Source organism: Pseudoalteromonas sp. SWYJZ98, assembly GCF_015864495.1.
Classification (GTDB): Bacteria; Pseudomonadota; Gammaproteobacteria; order Enterobacterales; family Alteromonadaceae; genus Pseudoalteromonas; species Pseudoalteromonas distincta.
The window spans coordinates 134,577-157,471 of sequence record NZ_JADYXA010000007.1 but is presented as its reverse complement, the minus strand read 5'-3'; the positions used below and the strand labels follow the sequence as shown (position 1 = coordinate 157,471).

The window sequence follows — 22,895 nt, the reverse complement described above, 5'->3', positions numbered from 1 at the left end:
TTGCTGAGAAGCTATTTATCGACTTGCAGAAAACAATATGTATCTGCAAGCCTAGCCCTTGAGTTATTATTCAAAAATCAGCTGCCTGATATATTCATTTCAGATGAGGCTGAATAGTTACTGATTTTTTTGCTTTAAAAGCTACATTTTGTGGATAAAACGGGTGGATTTCACCCCTTTAAACTTGTAATTAAATGCGCGGCACGCGACAATATATCTTTGTAGTTGAATAGACTCCTCATCTACATATATTAGTCAATGCTTATTCGTAAAAGCGTTGTCGAGTCATTCTCATTTAATTTATTAAAAATACACGTGATACATTGTAGGTGTCACCACTGTAGCAAGGATTTATAATGCCAGTTATTACTCTTCCAGACGGAAGTCAACGTAGTTTTGAAAACCCTGTAAGCACGCTTGATGTTGCAAACGACATTGGTCCTGGTTTAGCTAAAGCGACCATTGCGGGCCGTGTAAATGGCGACCGTGTTGATGCATGTGATAAAATTTGTGAAGATTCTCGTCTTGAGATCATTACCGCTAAAGACGATGACGGCCTTGAAATCATTCGTCACTCTTGTGCTCACTTAATTGGTCATGCAGTTAAGCAACTTTTCCCAGACGCAAAAATGGCAATTGGTCCTACCATTGATAACGGTTTTTACTACGATATCGATATGGAACACTCATTATCACAAGATGATCTTGAAGCAATTGAAAAGCGTATGCTGCAACTTGCAAAAACCAACTACGACGTAGTGAAAAAAACAGTAAGCTGGCAAGAAGCACGCGATACATTTGAAGCGCGTGGCGAAACATACAAAATAGAAATTCTGGACGAAAACATCGCTAAAGATGACCGCCCAGGTTTATATCATCACGAAGAATATGTAGACATGTGTCGTGGACCTCACGTTCCTAACATGAAATTTTGCCAAAACTTTAAAATAATGAAAGTGGCGGGTGCATATTGGCGTGGTGATTCAGAAAACAAAATGCTACAACGCATTTATGGCACCGCGTGGGGCGATAAAAAGCAACTTAAAGCGTATTTAAAGCGCCTTGAAGAAGCTGAAAAACGCGATCACCGTCGTATTGGTAAAGCGCTTGATTTATGGCATTGGCAAGAAGAAGCACCAGGCATGGTATTTTGGCACAACGATGGTTGGAGCATTTACCGCGAGCTTGAAGAATTTGTACGTGAAAAATTACGCGAATATGAGTACGAAGAAGTAAAAGGTCCAATGATGATGGACCGTTCACTTTGGGAAAAATCAGGTCACTGGGAAAAATATTCAGAAGCAATGTTTACCACTGAGTCTGAAAAACGTGAATACGCAATTAAACCTATGAACTGTCCTGGTCACGTGCAAATTTTTAACCAAGGGTTAAAATCGTACCGTGATTTACCACTTCGTATGGCTGAATTTGGTTGTTGTCACCGTAATGAACCATCAGGTGCACTACACGGTTTAATGCGTGTACGTGGCTTTACACAAGATGATGCTCACATTTTCTGTACTGAAGAGCAGATAATGGACGAAGTGTCATCGTGTATTAAGATGGTTTATGATACATATGAAACATTCGGATTTGAGAAGATTGTAGTTAAGCTATCTACTCGCCCAGAACAACGCATTGGTGAAGACCATATGTGGGATAAAGCAGAGCTTGCTTTAGCTGATGCACTTAAGCTAAACGATATTGAATTTGATTATCTTCCGGGCGAAGGCGCGTTTTACGGTCCGAAGATTGAATTTACTTTGTACGATTGTTTAGACAGAGCGTGGCAGTGTGGTACAGTGCAATTAGACTTTGCATTACCGGGTCGTTTAGGTGCTACTTATGTAGCAGAAAATAACGAGCGTCGTACACCTGTAATGATACATCGTGCTATTTTAGGTTCTATTGAACGCTTTATTGGCATTTTAACTGAAGAGTACGCTGGTTTATTCCCGACGTGGCTTGCACCAAAGCAAGTGGTAATTATGAATATTACCGATAAACAGGCTCCTTATGTTAAAGAAGTTGTACAAAAATTAAATAAACTTGGAATTAGAGCCGCTGCTGACTTGAGAAATGAGAAGATTGGCTTTAAAATCCGTGAGCATACACTGAAGCGTATTCCATATTTACTTGTTGTTGGCGATAAAGAAGTTGAACAACAAGAAGTAGCAGTGCGTACTCGCACAGGTGAAGACCTTGGCAAATTTAATGTTGATGATTTTGTAGCTAAAATTAGTGAAGAAATTAAAAATCGACAGTAAAAATCGAGCGTGTAAGGCATGAACAAACAGCCATTTACACGCTTATATTATTGATATTCTTGGAGGAACGTACTATTAGAGGCGGCAAGAAAGGGCAACAAACAGCTCAAAAAAATCGTATTAACGAAGAAATTACAGCGCAAGAAGTTCGTTTAATTGACATTGAAGGCGAACAAGCTGGAATTCAGTCATTACAAGACGCGCAAACTATGGCCGATGCAGCGGGTGTTGATCTTGTTGAGATCAGTCCAAACGCTGAGCCGCCTGTTTGTAGAATCATGGACTACGGTAAGTTCATCTTTGAAAAAAGCAAAGAACTAAAAGAGCAGAAGAAGAAGCAAAAGCAAATCCAGATAAAAGAAATCAAATTCCGTCCTGGTACGGATGAAGGTGATTATCAGGTTAAGCTTCGCAACTTACGTAAGTTCTTAGAAGCTGGTGATAAAGCTAAGATTACTATCCGCTTCCGTGGTCGTGAAATGGCTCACCAAGAAATTGGTATAGAATTATTAAACCGTATCAAAGCCGATTTAGAAGAGCTTGCAGTAGTTGAGTCTTTCCCAAATCGTGTTGAAGGCCGCCAAATGGTTATGATGATGGCGCCTGTTGCTAAAAAATAATTTTTAAGCGATAATACGCACCGAAATTAGCTCAGGTCTGCAAGCAATATGCGAATATTCACCTGAGTTAACCGGTTTTAAAGTAAGATTGCGGCATTTATGTTGGGTCTTCACCGGAACATGGCAGTAAGTCAGGCCTAAAAGTGGAGCTATAGCAATATATCTCACGCCTGCTTACTAATTTAAAAGCAATACAATTGGAGTTATTGCAATGGCTTATAAGCTAAAAAGTCACAGTGGCGCTGCTAAGCGTTTCAAAAAGACTGCTTCTGGCGGTTTCAAGCGTAAACAAGCGCATCTTCGTCATATTCTGACTAAGAAAACTTCTAAGCGTAAGTTACACCTACGTCCTAAGATGATGGTTCATAAAAATGACCATGGTCTAGTTTCACGTATGTTACCGTTCGCTTAATAGGGGTTTTTAGAAATGGCAAGAGTTAAACGCGGCGTTGTCGCACGTGCACGTCACAAAAAAGTTTTAAAACAAGCAAAAGGTTACTACGGAGCACGTTCACGTGTTTACCGCGTAGCTTTCCAGGCTGTTACTAAAGCGGGTCAATACGCTTACCGTGACCGTCGTGCGAAGAAACGTACTTTCCGTCAATTATGGATTGCACGTATCAATGCTGCTTCACGTCAAAATGGTCTGTCTTACAGCCGTTTTATCAATGGTCTTAAAAAGACTTCTGTAGAAATCGATCGTAAGATCCTTGCAGATATCGCTGTTTACGACCAAGTTGCATTCGCAGCGCTTGTAGAAAAAGCAAAAGAAGGCCTAGCCGCTTAAGCTTTTTTATATAAGTATTAAAAAGGAGCCTATGGCTCCTTTTTTTGTGCCTGTAATTTAGTAACTTAAACCAATGAGTAATACCAATTCGATTAATTAAAGGATCTATTTTGAGAGCGTAAAAACGTATTGATAGCTAGGCAAAAAATTCGCTATTTAGTTGTTCTCGGCAATTGCTTCTGCATTGCTCTACCTTCTGCATCCATGCAGTCGTAAATGAGAGTTTTTTAACGCAGGTAGCGACATGTTTAGCCCCGCAAAATGATTAAGTATTACTGCGGATTGGTATAATATTTAATAAGGTTATAAAGCCTAAAAATACAGGTGCGAATGAGTGAGATGTATTTGGCTGCATTTTTTTGTTGAATCACCGCAGTTTCCTCATTATAAAAAATTTAGTTGATATAATTTATATAATTAAGGCGTTTGTTAGAGAATTTTATGTTTGCAAGTTTACTAATTTTATCTGCAAGTGTGGCGTATGACGCACACTTACCTCCACTCATTGAGTGGCAGGGGAAAAGCGTAGAGCTTTTACAAAAACAAGGGCCGTTAACTACTGACTTCGAGTTATCTGCAGGTGAAGCGTCGCCCGATTATGCAAATACAATGGCATTTGTAGATAGGTTAGTTGCTGCAAACCCTACTCAGTTTCAATCTCAAACCATTGGCTATAGTAATAGTAAGCGTGCAATAAAAATGCTAATTGCCAGTGAGCAAGGTTTTTTTGAAGCAAGGCAAATGGCTAATAGCACTAAGCCAACTATTTTTATTCAGGCAGGAATACATTCTGGGGAAATAGACGGTAAAGATGCCATGTTCATGTTACTCAGAGATATAGCGACGGGTAAGCGCCGTGACATTTTAAAAAAGGTAAACATATTATTTATTCCTATTTTAAATGTAGATGGCCACGAACGTAGCAGTGCATTCAATCGCATTAATCAACGGGGCCCTGCAAAAATGGGCTTTAGAACAAATGCTAATAACCTTAATTTAAATCGTGATTTTACTAAATTAGATACCCCAGAAGTTAGAAGTGTTTTAAAGGTTATTAACGATTACAACCCAAATTTATACATTGATGTACACGTTACTGACGGCGCAGATTACCAATACGATGTGACTTATGGTTACAATCCGGTATTTTCGAGCGAATCGCCTGCGGTATCAGATACATTAAACCAGTTTTTTAAACCTCTTATTGACGATACGCTAGCGAAGCAAGGACACACCCCAGGACCACTTGTTTTTGTTATGGACAAGCGCGACTTTAAAAAAGGGTTAGCGGGCTGGGTTGCTACGCCACGTTTTTCAAATGGTTGGGGGGATTTAAAGTCATTGCCAACTATTTTAATCGAAAATCATTCATTGAAGCCTTACAAGCAACGTGTATTGGGAACTTATGTATTTTTAGATGGTGCTATTACTGCGCTATCAAAGCACAGTCATGAATTAGCTAATGCAGTTAAAAAAGAACAAGAATTTGTTCCTAAACAGTTAATAGTAAAGCGTGGCTATGCCAAGCAAGCTGATACGATTGCGCAGTTTAAAGGCATTGAATATTCATCAAGCATGAATGCGCTCTCAGGCCAAAATGAAGTGAAATATTTGGGTAAAGAACATACATATACTGACTTACCTATTTATTGGCAAAAAGATGTACAACATACAGTTGAAGTACCTAAAGCTTTTTTTATTCCGCCTGTATATAGCAACATTATTGAAAAACTAAAGTTACATGGTGTCTCTATTAATAAACTTGAAGGGGCAAACACACAGCCTTTGAAAGTTGCAAAGGTGGCAGACTACACGTTTGATAAAGCACCATTTGAAGGGCGTTTTAGAGTATCAGCAACTTTTGATTACGTCCCTGCTATAAATGTAGATTTAGATGGTTGGTATCAAGTCAATACTCAACAAAAAGCAGGTGAATTAGCAGTTCATTTATTGCACCCGGAAGCACCTGATTCATTTTTTGCGTGGGGTGAGTTTAATACTATTTTTCAGCGTACTGAATATATGGAAAACTATGCGCTAATTCCTTATGCACGCCAAATGCTAAAAGATAACCCAAAGCTTGCGCTTAAGTTTGATGAAAAACTTAAAGATAAATCATTCGCGAGTGACGCAGAAGCTCGATTAAACTGGTTATATGAGCAAAGTCCATTTTATGATCAAGCGTACTTAAAGTATCCAATACTTATGTCATTCGAAGAAGAAGTTGTTATTCCAGATCAAAAAAGTAAAGAAATTTAATATGGAAATCATAACTATACCTGTAACTGCCTTTGCACAAAACAGCCGTATTATTTGGTGTAGCGAAACTAAACACGCTGTGGTTATCGACCCAGGTGGCGACACTGATAAAATAATAACGGTCCTTAATGAGCATAAACTAGCGTTAAGTGCTATTTGGTTAACGCACGGGCATTTAGATCATGTGGGTGGGGCTGATATTTTACGTAATCAATTTAACGTACAAATTATTGGCCCACAAAAAGAGGAGTACTTCTGGTTTGAAAACTTACCTATGCAAGCACAAATGTTCGGGTTTAAACCCATTGAGCCTTTTTATCCGGATATTTGGCTAAACCATAACGATACCGTGAGCGTAGGTAAACTTAGCTTTTTAGTTAAACATTGCCCGGGGCATACACCCGGTCATATAGTGTTTTATCAACCAGACTATGAGTGCGTTATTGTAGGTGATGTTATTTTTAAAGGCTCAGTAGGGCGCACTGATTTCCCTAAGGGGAACAGTGAACAACTTATAGAGTCGATTAAGACGCATATTTTAACCTTACCTGATAATACTAAAATACTGGCAGGACATGGTAGCGACACTACGGTGGGATTTGAAAAGAAAACAAATCCTTTTGTAAGTGGTAAGTTTGGTTAAGTTGCTTATTTTAAGTTTACAAACTGCATAAACATTAAAAATAAGCAGACTGAGTTTTAAAATGGCTGTATAATTTAACCAGTTTATTTGATAAATAAGAAATAAAATGTCTCTAAATCACGTAGATCGCCAAATATTGGCACTTTTACAACAAGATGCTAGTTTATCAACCGCAGAAATTGCAGATAAAGTAGGCTTGTCTCAATCTCCATGCTGGCGTCGAATCGCTAAGCTAGAGCAAGATGGTTATATAAAAAGCAAAGTGGCTCTTTTAGATGAGAAAAAACTTGGCTTTGATATGCTTGTATATGCACATGTGCGTTTATCAAATCACGGTAAAAAGAATCTTGCTGAGTTTGAAAAGCTGATCATGAGCTACGACGAGGTAACAGAGTGTTACACTATGGCTGGTACCATGGACTTTATGCTACGCATAATTTCACAAGGCATAGAAGGGTATGAGCATTTTGTGCGCGATAATTTACTAAGCTTAGAATACGTCCAAGAAGTACATTCTAATGTAACAATGACATGTGTAAAACGCAGTACTTCCCTTCCTTTGTAAAAGCACTTCTTTTAAAAGCTAAACCATTTTTAGTTTAGCTTAACCACATAATGACAATTGTTAACTGAGCGCTAATTTGGTAGAATTTAGCGCTTTTTTTGATACCCATTACACCATTTGAGGACCTCAATGTTTAACTTACTCAGTAGGGCGCCTAGCTCTGCTAAAAACGATATTCTATCTGGATTAACTGTGGCGTTAGCCTTAGTCCCAGAAGCAGTTGCGTTTGCATTTGTTGCAAATGTAGAACCTTTGGTTGGTCTATATGCCGCGTTTATCGTTGGTTTAATTACGGCTATTTTTGGTGGTCGCCCTGGTATGATTTCAGGTGCAACCGGTGCACTAGCTGTTGTCATGGTAAGTTTAGTGCTTGATCACGGTGTTGAGTATCTATTTGCAACTGTGTTGCTGATGGGAATACTGCAAATTCTCGCGGGTGTATTTAAGCTCGGTAAGTTTATCCGTATGGTTCCTCATCCGGTAATGCTTGGTTTTGTAAACGGGTTAGCAATTGTTATATTTTTAGCTCAGCTAGGGCAGTTTAAAGTGCCAGACGGTATGGGCGGACAAGAATGGATGACAGGTAATCCATTATTTATCATGCTTGGCTTAGTTGCATTAACCATGACAATAATCCACTTTTTGCCAAAATTGACTACAGCAGTGCCTTCATCTCTAGTTGCTATTGTAACTGTAACTGGATTAGTGATTGGGTTTGATTTAGAGGCGCATACAGTATTAGATTTCTTAAAAGGAATGACAGGCGACGAAGCTGCAACAATCGCTGGCGGCTTACCTGAATTTCATATTCCTATGGTACCGTTTACTTTCGAAACGCTACAAATTATTTTTCCTTATGCACTTATTTTAGCGGCTATTGGTTTAATTGAATCTTTATTAACGCTTAGCTTAATTGATGAGATTACAGAAACCCGTGGTCATAGTAATAAAGAATGTATTGGTCAAGGTGCTGCAAATATTACCTGCGGTATGTTTGGTGCAATGGGTGGTTGTGCAATGATTGGTCAATCAATGATCAATATAAATTCAGGTGGTCGCTCTCGTTTATCAGGTATAAGCGCTGCACTTATGCTACTTGGTTTTATTATTTTTGCCTCTAGCTTAATTGAAATGATCCCATTAGCTGCACTTGTTGGTGTTATGTTTATGGTAGTACTTGGTACATTTGAATGGGCAAGCTTTAAAATGATGAAGCGCGTACCATTATCTGATGCATTTGTAATTGTTCTTGTGTCGGGCGTGACTGTTATTACTGATTTAGCGATTGCTGTATGTGTGGGTGTTATTGTATCGGCTCTAGTCTTTGCTTGGCAGCATGCGAAGCAGATATATACAACTAACTACATTGATCAGGAAGGCGCTAAGGTGTACGAACTACATGGCCCGTTATTCTTTGGCTCTGTTAAAAACTTTTCTGAGTTATTCGATGTGAAAAATGATCCTAAAAATGTGATTGTTGAATTTAAACACAGCCGCGTATCTGACCACAGTGCAATAGAAGCAATTGATACACTTGCTGACAAATACACAAAAGCAGGTAAACAACTTCATTTACGTCACTTAAGTAAAGACTGTACGCAGTTGCTTCATAAAGCACGAGATTTAGTTGAAGTGAATGTGATTGAAGATCCAACCTACAAAGTAGCATCAGATAAACTAGCTTAATTTACACAAGGCTATTGATATTTAAAAAGCGGAAGGCGGATAACCTTTCGCTTTTTTAGTGTCTCGACTATTTGTTTGCGGTAAGACTCTTAAAAAGCAAGGCAAGCTGTAGTGCTATGCAAACTCATAAATCTATATAATAAGACTACCTAATTTTGTGAAAATTAGCCCTACATAGGTAAAAATAATAAAAATAACAAACGCCTATTTTATGGAATTAGTTTTAACCATACGGAGTAAACATCTATTTTGAACTGGCAATCTTTAGTCGATAACAGGCAACGTTTTTTTTGGCTTTTGCAAATCGCGGGCTGGATTGGTTACGCGTTAGTAAATTATATCGGCTCTAAAGTATTTGAAATGCGTGATATATACGTATTTGTTATTTTATTGAATGCTTACGCTGGTTGTTTGATGACAGTGCCGCTTAGGTATGTTTACCGTAAAATTTGGAATGCTTCGCCCTGGGTGTTAATGATTGTAGTATTTGGTGCCTCTTATATAACGGGCACTCTATGGGCTGTCGTTCAAAAATTCAATCTATGGGAAATATACCGCCATGGTTATAGACCAGAGGAATGGTTTTATTACCTGCAGCAAGGTTTAGATTCGGTTTATATTATTTTATGTTGGAGTGGTTTGTACTTTGGCGTTAAATATTATCAGTTATTACAAAGTGAGCGACAAAAAGCGTTAAAGGCCACAACGATGGCACACGAAGCGCAACTAAAAATGCTCAGGTATCAGCTCAACCCCCATTTTCTATTCAATACACTTAACGCTATTTCTACTTTAATTTTGGTTAAAGAAAACAAAGATGCTAACTTAATGGTAGCAAGGTTAAGTGACTTTTTACGTTACACACTTAATACCGATCCAATTAAAAAAGTACCGCTTGAGCAAGAGCTACATGCTCTCATGCTTTATTTAGAAATAGAGCGCGTCCGTTTTGATGAGCGGTTGAAAGTAAATGTAGATATTAGCGAGCAAGCAAAAGAGGCTTTAGTACCGAGCTTAATTTTGCAACCAATTATAGAAAACGCGATTAAATATGCCATTGCCCATCTGACAGAAGGTGGTGTAATTGATATTAAAGCACAAGTATTTGCGAATGAATTATTACTAGAAGTGGGTGACAACGGCCCAGGCACTGAAATACTTGATGGCCAATTAGTTAACGCTCAAGGTGTAGGTGTTGCTAACACCAAAGATAGATTAAAAACGTTGTATGAAAATAATTATTCGTTTGTATTATCACATAATACGCCAAGTGGATTAAAAGTTAATCTGCGAGTACCTTTTGAGAAGGCTGTGAAAAATGACTAAAATAAAAACACTCATTGTTGATGATGAACCGTTAGCGCGAAAAGGTTTAGCGGTAAGACTTGAAGAATATTCTGATATTGAAGTAATTAAATTATGTAGTTCAGGCGCTGATGCAATTGAAATGTGCCAAAGCGAGAAAATCGATTTGGTTTTTTTAGATATTCAGATGCCAGGTATGAATGGCTTTGAGGTGGCAAGAGCGCTTAGCGAAAGTACAAAAGTATTACCTGCTATAGTATTTGTAACTGCTTTTGATCAGTTTGCTGTAAAAGCATTTGAAATTCATGCTCTCGATTACATTTTAAAACCCGTTGATGATAACAGATTAAAACAGGCGGTAGAAAAAGTGCATACTTATTTAAAAACGCAGCAAGACAACGCCCATAAGAAAAAACTAGCGAGTTTTGTAGCCGGTATTACTGGTAATAATTGCGAAGAAATATTAAAAAAATTAGCCACTGGCGATACCTTAACAGATAGACGTTACCCAGAATCGCTTGCAGTAAAAGAGCAGGGTGAAATTATACGGGTACCTGTAGCGACTATCCAATGGGTTGATGCTGCAGGTGACTATATGTGTTTACACTGTGAAGATGGACAAACGCATATACTTCGTAAAACAATGAAAGAGCTTGAGCAAGAGCTAGACCCTCAGTTATTTGTGCGTGTACACCGCAGTGCAATAGTAAATACAAAACAAATTAGTAAGCTGGTTACACAAGTAAGTGGCGAGTATTTATTAGTTCTTGAAAACGGACAAGAATTAAAAGTGAGCCGTAGCTACCGAGATAAGGTTAAAGCGGCATTAGCAAGTTAAAACCAACGCTTTTATTACAGGCACAAAAAATGCGAGCTAAGCTCGCATTTTTTATATTTAGTAATTATGCGACAGTTACAATTTTCATTGTGTTAGTTGCGCCCACAGTTTCCATTGAGTCACCGTGAGTAATAATTACTGTATCACCAGACTGTAAAGAACCTTGAGAAACTAAAGTATCAAGTGCCGCTTTTACCATACCGTCTTTTTCAGTTTTTGTAGAATCAAAAAATACTGGGTAAACACCACGATAAAGTGCTGTTTGACCTAATGTACTCGCATGGCGTGAAAGCGAGTAGATTGGTAAGCCTGAGCTGATACGTGACATTAATTTAGCCGTGCTACCAGATTCAGTAAGCGTGATGATAGCTTTAACAGAATCTAAGTGATTAGCTGCATACATAGCAGAAAGTGCGATAGATTCTGCATTGTTAGAAAAACGACTATCTAAACGATGCTTAGAAACATGCGTTTCTTTTTGAGATTCAGCACCTAAACAAACACGTGCCATAGTTGCAACAGTTTCTTCAGGGTAATCACCTGCAGCTGTTTCAGCTGAAAGCATTACAGCATCTGTTCCATCAAGAACAGCATTTGCAACATCCATAACTTCTGCACGTGTAGGCATAGGGTTATCGATCATCGATTCCATCATTTGCGTTGCTGTTACTACAGTACGGTTTAATGAACGAGCACGACGAATAATTAGTTTTTGCTTGCCCATAAGAGCTGCATCACCAATTTCAACACCTAAGTCACCACGAGCAACCATTACAGCGTCAGACGCTAGAATGATGTCATCAACAGCTTCTTGCGTTTCAACGGCTTCAGCACGTTCAATTTTTGCAAGTAGTTGTGCTTTTGAACCAGCAGCTTCAGCAAGTGAGCGTACGTAGCGCATATCGTCGCCACTACGTGGGAATGATACGGCAATGTAATCTACGTCAATTTCAGCGGCAGTTATTAAATCTTCTTTATCTTTTTCAGTAAATGCTGGAGCAGTTAAGCCACCACCTAAACGGTTAATACCTTTATTGTTAGATAAAACACCGCCAACAGTTACAGTACAATGTACTAAGTGCCCAGCTACTTCATCAACAGTTAGTTGAATAAGGCCGTCATTTAGGAGTAGTAAGTCGTTAGGGCTAACATCGTTAGGTAATTCTTTATAATCAATACCTACAGAGTTAACATCGCCTTCGCCTTTTTCCATTTTTGCATCAAGAGTGAACTTTGCACCTACAGCAAGCGTTACCTTACCTTCTTTAAAAGTAGAAACGCGGATTTTAGGGCCTTGAAGGTCAGCAAGGATAGCAATATGCTTGCCTAATTTTTTTGCAATATCGCGTACAGCTTGCGCACGGTCTTTATGATCTTGGGCAACACCATGTGAGAAGTTTAAACGTACTACATTAGCCCCAGCGATAATAATTTTTTCTAAGTTGTTATCTCTATCGGTAGCAGGTCCAAGGGTAGCAACTATTTTCGTGCGTCTTAGCATCAATTTCTCCTGTTTGCTTGGTGAAAGCATGTTGACGTTATTTTGTTGAATTAAAATATCTATATTAGATTAAAATATTTTAACTATGTGCAAACTTCAAAGGTTTGCCACTATTTTATACAAAACTATTGTGTCATCATTATGACACCGGTGTCAGAATGCGTCAATGATCTTAATTTCAATTAGCGTTGCTTTTAGTCACCCCGAGAGCATTGATGTTTGATATAATTACGTAGCTTATTTATCTGTAATAAAAAAGCATGTTGTATGGGCTCATAGTTAGTATTTTATGACTGTATGAGTATAATGCACGCGGTATTATTTAATTTATACACTGAATTTTCTAACCAAATAGTTGTTACCGAGGAGGACACTAGATGCAAGTTGCATTAGTAGGGTTAGGCGTTATGGGAAAAAATCTTGCCCTAAACTTGATTGAAAAAGGGATAACGCTAGTCGCTTATGATAAAAACCCACATGCGGGTGAAGAGTTACTAAGTTGTGCCAAATCACAAGGCATGGCTGATAGGCTTCACATTGTCTCTGATTTAAGTGACATGGTAAGGCGTTTAGAGGCACCTCGTTCTATTTTATTACTTGTTCCTGCTGGTGAGTTAGTTGATACAGTTTGTAATGAACTTGTAGAGGCCGGCGTTAATTGTGACGATATGATAGTCGATTGCGGCAATAGTAATTATAAAGACGGTATAACGCGTAAACTCAAATACCAAAATAAATTTGAATTTGCCACTATGGGAATTTCTGGCGGTGCAGAAGGCGCTCGTCATGGTCCTGCAATGATGGCAAGTGGTTCTGAAGGTGGTTGGGAACGTATTGAGCCATGGTTTGAAAAAGTAGCTGCTAGCTATAATGGCGACTCGTGTTTTGCACGTGTTGGCCAATCAGCAAGTGGTCATTTTGTAAAAATGGTTCACAACGGTATTGAATACGCACTGATGCAACTTATTGCAGAAGTGTACCAATTACTTCGTTTAGGTACTAATCGTTCTCCAAAAGAAGTAGCTGAGATATTTAATGACTGGTCAGAAGGTCAATTAAATAGTTACTTACTGTCTATTTCTAGCCATATATTGTCACTTGAAAATCATAATAATGTACCGCTTGCGGACTTAATTGATAATAAAGTTGGCGCTAAAGGTACTGGTCTTTGGACTGCGCAAAATGCACTCGAACTTGGTATTGCTGTCCCTTCACTTGTTGCTGCTGTTCAAGCTCGTCATTTAACTAATGCATGTAACACAACGGCTGCACAAGAGATGACATATGCATCTAAATCAACGAACAATGTTGAAATTGATTTAGAAGAGCTAAAAGACGCGTTCTTACTTGCAAGCTTACTTGCGTATCGTCAAGGTTTAGCGCTAATCAAAGGTGCATCACGTACTCATCAGTGGAAAGTAGATTTATCTAAAACGCTTCAAACGTGGCGCGCTGGTTGTATAATCCGTGCTGACTACCTTGATAGCGTTGCACAAGGTGTTGAATTTATTGACACTCTTGAAAAAGAGTCTAACTCTTTGCGAAAAATTACCGGTCAAGCAATAATGACTGGTTTAGCATTCCCTGTATTGGGAGCTACACAAACGTATTTAGCAACATTAACTACACCGAGTAATGGGCATTTAGTTCAAGCCCAGCGTGATTACTTTGGTGAGCACGGCATAAAAACCCACAGTGGTGAAATGTGTCATTTAACTGATTTAGTAGATATAGACGCTAAAGTTAGATAAAAAACAGTTGTTTAAAACGATAAAGGCACGCTATTTAGCGTGCCTTTTGTATTTTTAGCCTGTAAAAATTAACGGCTCAACTCACCACGTAAGTTATCTTGCATTAAATGACGAATCGTTTCGACTTCAAGCTTTTGGCTAAATAAATAATGTAACTTAGTTAAACATGCTTCAAGGGTCATATCATACCCACTTATTACACCAATATTTAATAGCGCATTACCTGTTGCATAGCCACCCATGTTTACATGACCTTTTAAACACTGAGTTAAGTTAACAATTACGACGCCACGTTTACTTGCTTCTTCGAGTATTGACAAAAAGCTCGGATCTTGTGGTGCATTACCTACACCAAAACTCAGTAGCACCAGTGATTTGATATTGCCATTGACCAAGCTTTTAACTACCTCTTGGCTAATACCAGGATACAAATAAAGCACCCCGATAGGTTGAGGTGTAATAGGTGTAACTTGCAGCTCATTTTCAACATATGGGCTAAGCTGACCTTTAATAAGTTGAATATTAATACCTGATAACGCTAAGGGGTCTAGATTCGGCGAGGCAAAAGCATTAAACCCATCCGCGTGTGCTTTAGTTGCTCTATTACCTCTAAACAGTTGGTTATTAAAAAAGAGACTTACTTCAGCAATAGGATAATTTGCAGCTAAATACATGGCATTAAGTAAGTTTACTTGGCCATCAGAACGTAATTGTGAGAGCGGAATTTGTGAGCCGGTTACAATCACAGGTTTAGTCAAATTTTCGAACATAAATGACAGCGCTGAGGCTGTATACGCCATAGTATCAGTGCCATGGAGCACCACAAAACCATCATAATCTTGGTATTTATCTTTGATATCATTAGCAATGAGTTGCCAATGCTCTGGTGACATGTCTGAAGAATCTATAAGAGGGCAGTATTCGTGAATATCAAACAAAGGCATTTCATCACGATTAAATTCTGCGTTATTCACTACGGTTTCTGTTAAAAAACCTTCAGCCGGAATATAGCCTCGACTCGATTTTTTCATACCTATAGTACCGCCAGTATAAGCGATATAAATGCGTTTACGTTTCATAAAAAAAGCCCAGTAAAAAAACTGGGCCTAGTATAACGTTAAGCAGCTTTAAATACAGCTGATTAGGTGAAGCTATGCACTTTTATTGTGCAACGTTACACACTAAACAGCGTGCGTATACACCTTGTGGATCGTTGTAATCTTTAAGGTTTTCAACTTCAGTACTTAATTGGTTAATAACACTTTGTAAATTAGCTTGTGTTGCTAACACAGATGTTTTTTGTGTTTGCAAACCAAGCATAGATTTAATAGACGCATTACCAAAAATGTTTTGGATCATTTTTTCTTGCGAGCTTAAATCTTGTTTAATAGTTTTAACTTCATAATGATTAAGCTTGGCAAGTGCAGCAGCGGCTTCAATCGCACCTTGTTTGTCGCCTAGCTTATCAACCAAACCTAGTTCAAGTGCTTGAGATGCAATCCATACACGGCCTTGGGCAATTTTGTCAACCTGCTCAGGCGTCATATTACGCGCATCAGCAACAACATTTAAAAAGCGTCCGTATGCTTCCTCAACGTTCATTTGAATTACTTGACCCATTTTTTCATTTAGTGGACGAGTGATAGAAAAGCCAGCCATTTCGGTTGTTGCAACGCCATCTGAATAAACACCAATTTTCGATAAGGTTTTCTCAAATGTCATAAAGGTACCAAATACACCAATTGAGCCTGTAATTGTACTTGGTGCTGCCCAAATTTCGTTTGCAGCAGAGGCAATCCAATAACCACCTGATGCAGCCACAGAACTCATTGAAGCAATAACAGGTTTACCAGCAGCCTTAAGGGCTAATACTTCAGCACGAATAACTTCAGAGGCAAACATACTACCGCCACCAGAGTCGATACGTAGTACAACCGCTTTAACTTTATCATCAAGGCGTGCTTTACGAAGTAGGGCAGCTGTAGAGTCACCCCCAATTTCGCCCGCTTTACGCTCACCATCAACAATCGTACCTTTAGCAACAACTACCGCTACTTTTTCGGTAATAGGGTTATCAATTTCAATAGGCGGTTTAATTAAGCTTAAGTATTCACGAAATGAAACTTGCTTAAATGTCTTACCATCTTCTTGTGTGCCCACTAAATCAATTAATTGTTTGCGAACTTGCTGATTTGTTTTTAAAGAATCAACCCACTGGTGGTCAAGTGCATATTTACCTGCATCGCCATCTGCAGCTTTCATTTTTTCAAGATATACGTCCATTGTCTCGTCGAAATTTGACTCATCAAATGGGCGAACCGCAGCAACATCTTGTTTGTATTCGCTCCAAAGAGCGCCTAACCAAACACGGTTAGCTTCTTTGGCTGCTTCAGACATGTCGTTACGAATGAAAGGTTCTACTGCTGACTTAAATGTACCAACACGGAAAATATGCTGCGTGACTTCAAGCTTTTCAAGTGCATCTTTAAAGTAAAGCGGATACATGCCATAACCTTCAATACCTACGCTACCGTATGGGTGCATAGCTATTTCATCAGCATGTGATGCAATATAGTATTGTGCTTGGGTATAGTAATAACCCGATGCAATCACTTTTTTGCCAGCTTGTTTAAATGCATCGATAGCATTGGTAATTTGCTTAAGTTTGTTTAAATGCGCTTTAGGCATTTCTTGTAAATCAAGCAGCATTACTGTAATGCGATCGTCTTTAGTCGCTTCGTTTATTACTTCAACAATATCGTCGAGTAATATTTCGCTTGGTGCTTCAGAACCAGAAGTTGCATCACTAATTGCGGCTTCAACTGGGTCTATATATGTTTTCTCTTCAACAATAGGGCCATTTAAGTTAAGCCTAAGTACAGAGCCATTTTCAACTATTATTTGATCATCGTCACTTGAGAGTGACACAAAGAAAACAATTACCAGTAATAAAAACAAAATGTTTAGTATTAAGCGACGAGAAAAATTAATTCCAGCCCAAATACCTTTAAATACCTTTGCTATCAAAATAGCTCCTTAATTTGGTACAGTTAATACATTAGTCCCATCTTAGCTTAGAATAAAAATAAATTTAACTGCTAAATCGTAACGAAGTGTTTATGAACCTATATAAACGTAAGTTTTTACTGCTATTTTTAATTAAATGCATGCACATATTGCTTATTACTTGCCATTAAAGCAGAATTAGCTAATGTATACAGGTTAGACCAGTTAACGGGGCACAAGATGTTAGAACAACAATTACAACTAAAACACACACAATTACGTAACCGCTTGGTTATGGGCTCAATGCATACAGGTCTTGAAGAGGGCTGGCATAACCGCAAACGCTTACGTGCATTTTATGAAGCACGTGCAAAAGGTGGCACCGCGATGTTAATTACAGGCGGATACAGCCCTAATTTACGTGGCAAGCTAACACCTATTTCTTCCTCATTTAATAGTTATTACGATGTGTTTAAGCATCGCGCTTACACAGATGCTGTGCATAAACACGGTGGAAAAATTTGTTTGCAATTATTACATGCTGGACGTTATGCATACCATCCTTTCAATCAAGCACCAAGTGCAATAAAAGCACCTATTAATCCTTATAAACCTAAAGCGATGTCGCTTGGCTCGATTAAAAAAACAATTAAAGACTTTGCGCATTCTGCCTATATGGCTGAAAAAGCCGGCTACGATGGCGTAGAGGTCATGGGTTCTGAAGGGTATTTGATTAATGAATTTATGGCGCCGCACACCAATAAACGCGATGATGAGTTTGGTGGCAGCTTAGAAAATAGAATGCGACTTGCACTTGAAATAGTTAAAGCTGTAAGAGCAAAAGTATCTGAAAAATTCTTAATTATTTTTAGATTGTCGGTCATTGATTTGATTCCAAACGGTTCAACACCAGAGGAAGTTGTTATTCAGGCTACCGAACTTGAAAAAGCGGGTGTTGATATATTTAACACTGGTATTGGTTGGCACGAAGCGCGTGTACCGACTATTGCGAGTATGGTGCCACCGGGTGCATTTAAAGAAGCATCAAAACGTTTAAAAGACGTGGTGAGCGTGCCAGTTATTGCTGTTAACCGAATTAATACTCCAGAAATTGCTAACGATATTTTAAATGCAGGCGAGGCTGATTTAATTTCGATGGCACGTCCATTATTAGCTGATCCTGAGTTTTTTAATAAGTACGTAAACAATCAATCTAAACAAATCAATATTTGTATTGGCTGTAACCAGGGTTGTCTAGATCACGTATTTAAAAATAAACGTGCTACGTGTTTAGTTAATCCACAAGCTGCATTTGAGCTAGATTACCCGCTAGAGCAAGCAGCTAAAGCTAAAAATGTATTAGTTGTCGGTGCAGGTCCTGCTGGTTTATCAGCAAGTTGTTACTTGGCTCAAAAAGGGCATAACGTCACGTTAATTGATCAAAAATCGCAAATGGGCGGCCAATTTAATTTAGCCATGCAGATACCGGGTAAAGAAGACTTTAACCATACACTTACTTACTTCACTAATGAGCTCGAGCGATTAAAAGTAACTGTGGAGCTTAGTAAAGCTTACGACGATTCAATGCTTAAAGATTATGATGATATTGTTTTTGCAACAGGCGTTAGGCCGCGTGAAGCTTCTATTAAATGTAGTGATGATAAGCGTGTGTTTGCTTATGACGAAGTTATACGCGGCGAAGTAGAATTGGGCAAATCAATCGCTATTTTAGGTGCTGGCGGTATTGGTTTTGATATGGTTGCTTTTTTAAGTGAACATAAATCACAATCCATTAGCGAGTTTAAAACGCAATGGGGGATTGAGTGTGATGCACAACCTCATAAAGACGAGCGCCAATTGTATATGTTAAAACGAAGTTCGGGTCGTTTTGGTAGTGAGCTTGGTAAAACCACTGGTTGGATACATCGCCAAGTTGCTAAACAGCATGGTGTTAAACAAATTGCTGACTGCCAATATCAAAGTTTTGATAAAAATGGGTTAACAATTAATGTTGCTGGAGAAGTTCAAGTACTGCCGGTAGATACTGTTATTGCCTGTATTGGTCAGGTTTCTAATAGCGAAGTGCTAGAAGGTTACACAGATAACGCAAAAGTGCATGTGATAGGCGGAGCTAAATTGGCTGCTGCAATTGATGCTAAACGCGCTATTTTTGAAGCCCTACAAGTGGCGAGAAGTATTTAACCTTTGTAAATAAATTGAAATAGTTTATCAATTTATACGGTCTTTGTTGTTTATAGTCTATAACTTAATAAACATTGAACACACAGGATACGCATGAATAAACTAATCAGTTTTTATAACACAATATTGGGTAAACTATCGTTTTTAGATGGTTTACCTGCTTTACTATTTCGCTTAATTTTAGCTCCTGTTATGATCATCGCAGGTTATAACAAACTTGCTATAAGCACTGAAAAAGAAGGCTTTCTAAATAACTTTTTAGCATCTCCTGATGTCGTTCAATGGTTTGGTAATAGTGAATGGGGTTTAGGCTTACCGTTTCCTGATTTACTAGCTTTCTTAGCTGGATGGAGTGAATTTTTAGGTGGTTGGTTGTTATTATTTGGCCTTTTAACTCGCTTAGTCAGTATCCCGCTTATGTTCACAATGGTTGTAGCGGCTACTTCAGTACATTGGCATAACGGGTGGTTTGCAATAGCGCCGACTAATCCAGAAACAAGTGCTGCGCAAGTACTTGATTGGCTATCTATCCCTGGTGCAAAAGAAAGCCTCGAAAACTCATTAGAAGTACAAGACAGGATAGGGAAAATTCTAGGCTTAGTTGAAGAGCATGGCTTTCCTGATTACCTATACGAAAAAGGTAAACCATCTATTTTAAATAATGGCATAGAATTTTCGGCAATTTATTTTGCTATGCTCCTAAGTTTATTTTTTATGGGCGGTGGGCGTTTTGTTAGTATTGATTACTGGTTAAAGCGAAACGTTATAAAAAAATAACGCATTAAATGTATTTTATTAACGGCTGCATAGTTGACCCTTTGCGGCCGTTTTGCATTTTTAATTTCTCGGTATTTATTATTTAAGGTTTTAAATGTTACTCTATCGTTTTGAATTTTGAGGAATCGTTATGAACGCTATCGAGCTTTTACTTACCCGCCAATCAGACTCTAAACTAACAGAGCCGGGTCCTACGCCTGAGCAGCTCGACATAATTAAGCAAGCAGCATTACGTGTTCCTGATCATGGCTGTATAGCACCGTGGCAGTTCATCATTGCTCAAGGTGATGCACGCAATAAACTGGGTGAAATTTACCATCAAAGTGCAGTGGCAGAGCAACAGACAGAAAAAGTAATTAACCGTGCTAAAGAGCTTCCCCTTCGTGCGCCTATGATTGTAATAGCAATTGCTAAATATCAAGAACACCCAAAAGTTCCTCGTATCGAGCAAGTACAAAGTGCAGGCTGTAGTGTATTAGCAATGCAACAAGCTGCATTTGCTCAAGGTTTAGGTGGTGTTTGGCGCACAGGTTACTTTGCACAAAGTAGAGCAGTCAAAAAAGCGCTTAACTTACATGAGCAAGATGAAATTGTAGGGTACTTATACATTGGTACTCCTCAAGTCGAGTGTAAAAAGCCACCTCGCCATAAACCAGAACATTATTTTAGTAATTTGTGAATAGTATGAACTTTATGCAATTTGCATAGTCATAATTCATTAAGGTTACCAAGAGTAATATAAAAGAGTTAGTGGTTTGGCTGTGAGAAGCGCTTGGAAGCACAAAAGTTAATAATTCTTCTTCAGTTTGTTTTTTAATCGGTTGTTTTTTGATACATTATGGAAAGTCTTAATAAAAATAACGATAAAGAAGACGAAAACAATGGGAAATTTATTTTTACAGGAAAAAGAAAACTGGCTTGCGTGGTCAATTTGGGGAATCGTTGGTGCTTTTGTAACTTTGTATGTTGCAATGAGTACAAATGCAGCGCATTTTATAGCAGGCTCTGCAATAGGTATGCTAATACTGTTAACTTTGTGGATGCAACAGTCTAAACGTTTTGACTTTGGACGGGCATTTAAAGTGTGTTGTTATGTTTTAGCGCTAAGTGTACTCCCCGCTTTTATGTTTGTAATAGTGCCAAGTGATGATTTAAATCGGTTTGACTTAATTTTTCAAAGTGTAACATTCACGGCACTGAGTTTATTGGCTTGTTTGATCTGTTCTTGGATTGCTCGCAGGCCCAAACAATATTACTGAGTATTGAATTAATAAGCGTGTTGCAGTAAATAGCGCAACAAAAGAGCAATGTGACTTGTTTTTAGTCGTTTAATTATTATTTACGATTAATTTATATTTAGCTCTTTACAAGTAACACGTTTAACCATATTATTCGCGCCGTACGGAGAGATGGCAGAGTGGTCGAATGCACCGGTCTTGAAAACCGGCATGGGTTTATAGCCCATCTAGGGTTCAAATCCCTATCTCTCCACCATTATTTAAAAAAACCGCCTTATAGGCGGTTTTTTGCTTTGTGGAGTTTAATTAATGACTAAAGCAACGGACCTATCAACCTCACAGCTATTAATAAAACATCTTTTATTATGGATGGTATTTGGTTACTGCTATCAAAGTGCTATTAGCTTGTTGGCAAAAATGGCGGTCGACGCACAACCAGAATATCCTTTAATTACCGCTTTTGCTTATGGTCTTGGTTTTAATCTTTTGGCTGCCCATCTTATTACTAAATATGATAAACATTGGCCAGTAATTGGCTCTGCTTTTATTGGTTTAGTAGGCTTAGTTGCAGTGCCATTTTTATTGTCTGGTGAATCTGGATTATTAGCTATTCCTTTACTTGTTGGAATTTTATTCACTTTACCGCTTTGTAGTTATATTGTTGGCCTAATTAAGCTAAAACTCAGCAAAAACTAGCCCCAAACGGGGTTTATTTTGTGATAGCATATACGTGTCTTTTAACTAACAAAACGTGAAAAACACATTATGTCAGATAATTTTACTACAGATGCTGAAAAAGCAAGTTACGGTATTGGCTTACAAATGGGTGAGCAACTTAAGTCTAATCCTTTTGAAGGCTTAAACCTAAATTCAGTATTTGAAGGCATGAAAGATGCGTACGCTGGTAGCGCATTTCAAGTTGAGATCCCTGAGATTCAAGCTGCATTCGAAAAGATTAACGAAGAGATCCAAGCTCGTCGTGAAGAAGAATCTAAAGTACTTTCTGCAGAAGGTATTGCATTCTTAGAAGAAAACGCAAAACGTCCTGAAATCACAGTAACTGAGTCTGGTCTTCAATATGAAGTACTAGCGACTGGCGAAGGCGAAAAGCCAACAGCTGAGTCTACAGTACGTGTTGATTACCACGGTACACTAATTAACGGTACTGTGTTTGATAGCTCATACGAGCGCGGTCAACCAGCTGAATTTCCAGTTGGTGGCGTGATCAAAGGCTGGACTGAAGCATTACAAATGATGCCTGTAGGTACTAAATGGCGTATCTACGTTCCTCATGAGCTTGCTTATGGTGAACGTGGCGCAGGTGCTGCAATCGCACCTTTCTCAACGCTTGTATTTGATGTTGAGCTACACGAAATCATTTCTTAAATTAAATAAATTTTAATTTAAGAATTTAAAAAGCCGTATTCAATTTGAATACGGCTTTTTTGTG

The 22,895-nt window shown here is 38.4% G+C and carries 20 protein-coding genes and 1 tRNA gene; 18 read left to right on the top strand and 3 right to left on the bottom strand.

Translation table 11 applies throughout. The features are described 5' to 3' along the window. Window positions 1-356: 356 nt before the first annotated feature. The 10 genes from thrS (at window position 357) to I6F10_RS07680 (ending at window position 10,970) form a co-directional block, all read left to right on the top strand. Window positions 357-2,267, top strand: a complete 1,911-nt coding sequence (thrS, locus tag I6F10_RS07725; RefSeq protein ID WP_197098689.1) for a threonine--tRNA ligase — start codon at window positions 357-359, stop codon at window positions 2,265-2,267. A gap of 59 nt (window positions 2,268-2,326) precedes the next feature. Then, the gene (gene infC, locus I6F10_RS07720; RefSeq protein ID WP_002960714.1) at window positions 2,327-2,887 is read left to right on the top strand and encodes a translation initiation factor IF-3; all 561 of its coding nucleotides are present in this window, start codon (window positions 2,327-2,329) and stop codon (window positions 2,885-2,887) included. 211 nt (window positions 2,888-3,098) lie between these two features. After that, window positions 3,099-3,299 carry a 50S ribosomal protein L35 gene (rpmI, locus tag I6F10_RS07715; protein ID WP_002960713.1) on the top strand — a complete coding sequence of 67 codons (201 nt, stop codon included), beginning with the start codon at window positions 3,099-3,101 and terminating at the stop codon, window positions 3,297-3,299. A gap of 15 nt (window positions 3,300-3,314) precedes the next feature. Then, window positions 3,315-3,674, top strand: a complete 360-nt coding sequence (gene rplT / locus I6F10_RS07710) for a 50S ribosomal protein L20 (RefSeq protein WP_002960711.1) — start codon at window positions 3,315-3,317, stop codon at window positions 3,672-3,674. 441 nt (window positions 3,675-4,115) lie between these two features. Beyond that, entirely contained in the window at window positions 4,116-5,933 is a 1,818-nt protein-coding gene (locus I6F10_RS07705; RefSeq protein ID WP_197098688.1) for a M14 family metallopeptidase, read from the top strand. Between the two features lies 1 nt (window position 5,934). Continuing rightward, window positions 5,935-6,576 (top strand): MBL fold metallo-hydrolase, encoded by a 642-nt coding sequence (locus I6F10_RS07700; protein ID WP_197098687.1) that lies wholly within the window; start codon window positions 5,935-5,937, stop codon window positions 6,574-6,576. Window positions 6,577-6,682: 106 nt separating this feature from the next. Next, a complete protein-coding gene (locus I6F10_RS07695) occupies window positions 6,683-7,141 on the top strand; it encodes an Lrp/AsnC family transcriptional regulator (protein WP_002960703.1) in 459 nt (152 codons plus the stop codon). 129 nt (window positions 7,142-7,270) lie between these two features. Beyond that, the gene (locus I6F10_RS07690) at window positions 7,271-8,827 is read left to right on the top strand and encodes a SulP family inorganic anion transporter (RefSeq protein ID WP_197098686.1); all 1,557 of its coding nucleotides are present in this window, start codon (window positions 7,271-7,273) and stop codon (window positions 8,825-8,827) included. Window positions 8,828-9,076: 249 nt separating this feature from the next. Then, window positions 9,077-10,153, top strand: a complete 1,077-nt coding sequence (locus I6F10_RS07685; RefSeq protein ID WP_165743570.1) for a sensor histidine kinase — start codon at window positions 9,077-9,079, stop codon at window positions 10,151-10,153. After that, window positions 10,146-10,970, top strand: coding sequence for a LytR/AlgR family response regulator transcription factor (locus I6F10_RS07680; RefSeq protein ID WP_024596642.1), 825 nt, complete (start codon window positions 10,146-10,148; stop codon window positions 10,968-10,970). Before I6F10_RS07685 ends, I6F10_RS07680 begins: the two co-directional genes overlap by 8 nt. A 64-nt stretch (window positions 10,971-11,034) precedes the next feature. On the opposite strand, the gene pyk is transcribed toward I6F10_RS07680, so the two are convergent. After that, window positions 11,035-12,471, bottom strand: a complete 1,437-nt coding sequence (gene pyk, locus I6F10_RS07675) for a pyruvate kinase (protein ID WP_002962904.1) — start codon at window positions 12,469-12,471, stop codon at window positions 11,035-11,037. Between the two features lie 377 nt (window positions 12,472-12,848). On the opposite strand from pyk, the gene gndA reads away from it, so the two are divergent. After that, on the top strand, window positions 12,849-14,222 hold the full coding sequence (gndA, locus tag I6F10_RS07670; protein WP_165743572.1) for an NADP-dependent phosphogluconate dehydrogenase: 1,374 nt from the start codon (window positions 12,849-12,851) through the stop codon (window positions 14,220-14,222). 68 nt (window positions 14,223-14,290) lie between these two features. Here gndA and ansA read toward each other — a convergent pair whose 3' ends face one another. Together ansA and sppA are read right to left on the bottom strand one after the other, a co-directional pair. Next, entirely contained in the window at window positions 14,291-15,301 is a 1,011-nt protein-coding gene (gene ansA, locus I6F10_RS07665) for an asparaginase (protein WP_002962901.1), read from the bottom strand. A gap of 82 nt (window positions 15,302-15,383) precedes the next feature. Continuing rightward, window positions 15,384-17,249: a signal peptide peptidase SppA gene (sppA, locus tag I6F10_RS07660; protein WP_197098685.1), complete on the bottom strand. Its 1,866-nt coding sequence runs from the start codon at window positions 17,247-17,249 to the stop codon at window positions 15,384-15,386. A 219-nt stretch (window positions 17,250-17,468) separates the two neighbouring features. Here sppA and I6F10_RS07655 point away from each other — a divergent pair, with 219 nt between their 5' ends. The 7 genes from I6F10_RS07655 to I6F10_RS07625 all read left to right on the top strand — a co-directional run bounded on the left by I6F10_RS07655 (window position 17,469) and on the right by I6F10_RS07625 (window position 22,831). Continuing rightward, window positions 17,469-19,430 carry an oxidoreductase gene (locus tag I6F10_RS07655; protein ID WP_197098684.1) on the top strand — a complete coding sequence of 654 codons (1,962 nt, stop codon included), beginning with the start codon at window positions 17,469-17,471 and terminating at the stop codon, window positions 19,428-19,430. A 93-nt stretch (window positions 19,431-19,523) separates the two neighbouring features. Then, on the top strand, window positions 19,524-20,207 hold the full coding sequence (locus I6F10_RS07650) for an HvfX family Cu-binding RiPP maturation protein (protein WP_165723416.1): 684 nt from the start codon (window positions 19,524-19,526) through the stop codon (window positions 20,205-20,207). Between the two features lie 130 nt (window positions 20,208-20,337). Continuing rightward, window positions 20,338-20,886 (top strand): NAD(P)H nitroreductase, encoded by a 549-nt coding sequence (locus I6F10_RS07645; protein WP_165723417.1) that lies wholly within the window; start codon window positions 20,338-20,340, stop codon window positions 20,884-20,886. 202 nt (window positions 20,887-21,088) lie between these two features. After that, window positions 21,089-21,466, top strand: coding sequence for a hypothetical protein (locus tag I6F10_RS07640; protein WP_002962892.1), 378 nt, complete (start codon window positions 21,089-21,091; stop codon window positions 21,464-21,466). A 144-nt stretch (window positions 21,467-21,610) separates the two neighbouring features. Next, a tRNA-Ser gene (locus tag I6F10_RS07635) sits at window positions 21,611-21,701 on the top strand. 53 nt (window positions 21,702-21,754) lie between these two features. Beyond that, window positions 21,755-22,141, top strand: a complete 387-nt coding sequence (locus I6F10_RS07630) for a hypothetical protein (protein WP_197098683.1) — start codon at window positions 21,755-21,757, stop codon at window positions 22,139-22,141. A 69-nt stretch (window positions 22,142-22,210) separates the two neighbouring features. Next, on the top strand, window positions 22,211-22,831 hold the full coding sequence (locus tag I6F10_RS07625) for an FKBP-type peptidyl-prolyl cis-trans isomerase (protein WP_002962890.1): 621 nt from the start codon (window positions 22,211-22,213) through the stop codon (window positions 22,829-22,831). Window positions 22,832-22,895: the final 64 nt, after the last annotated feature.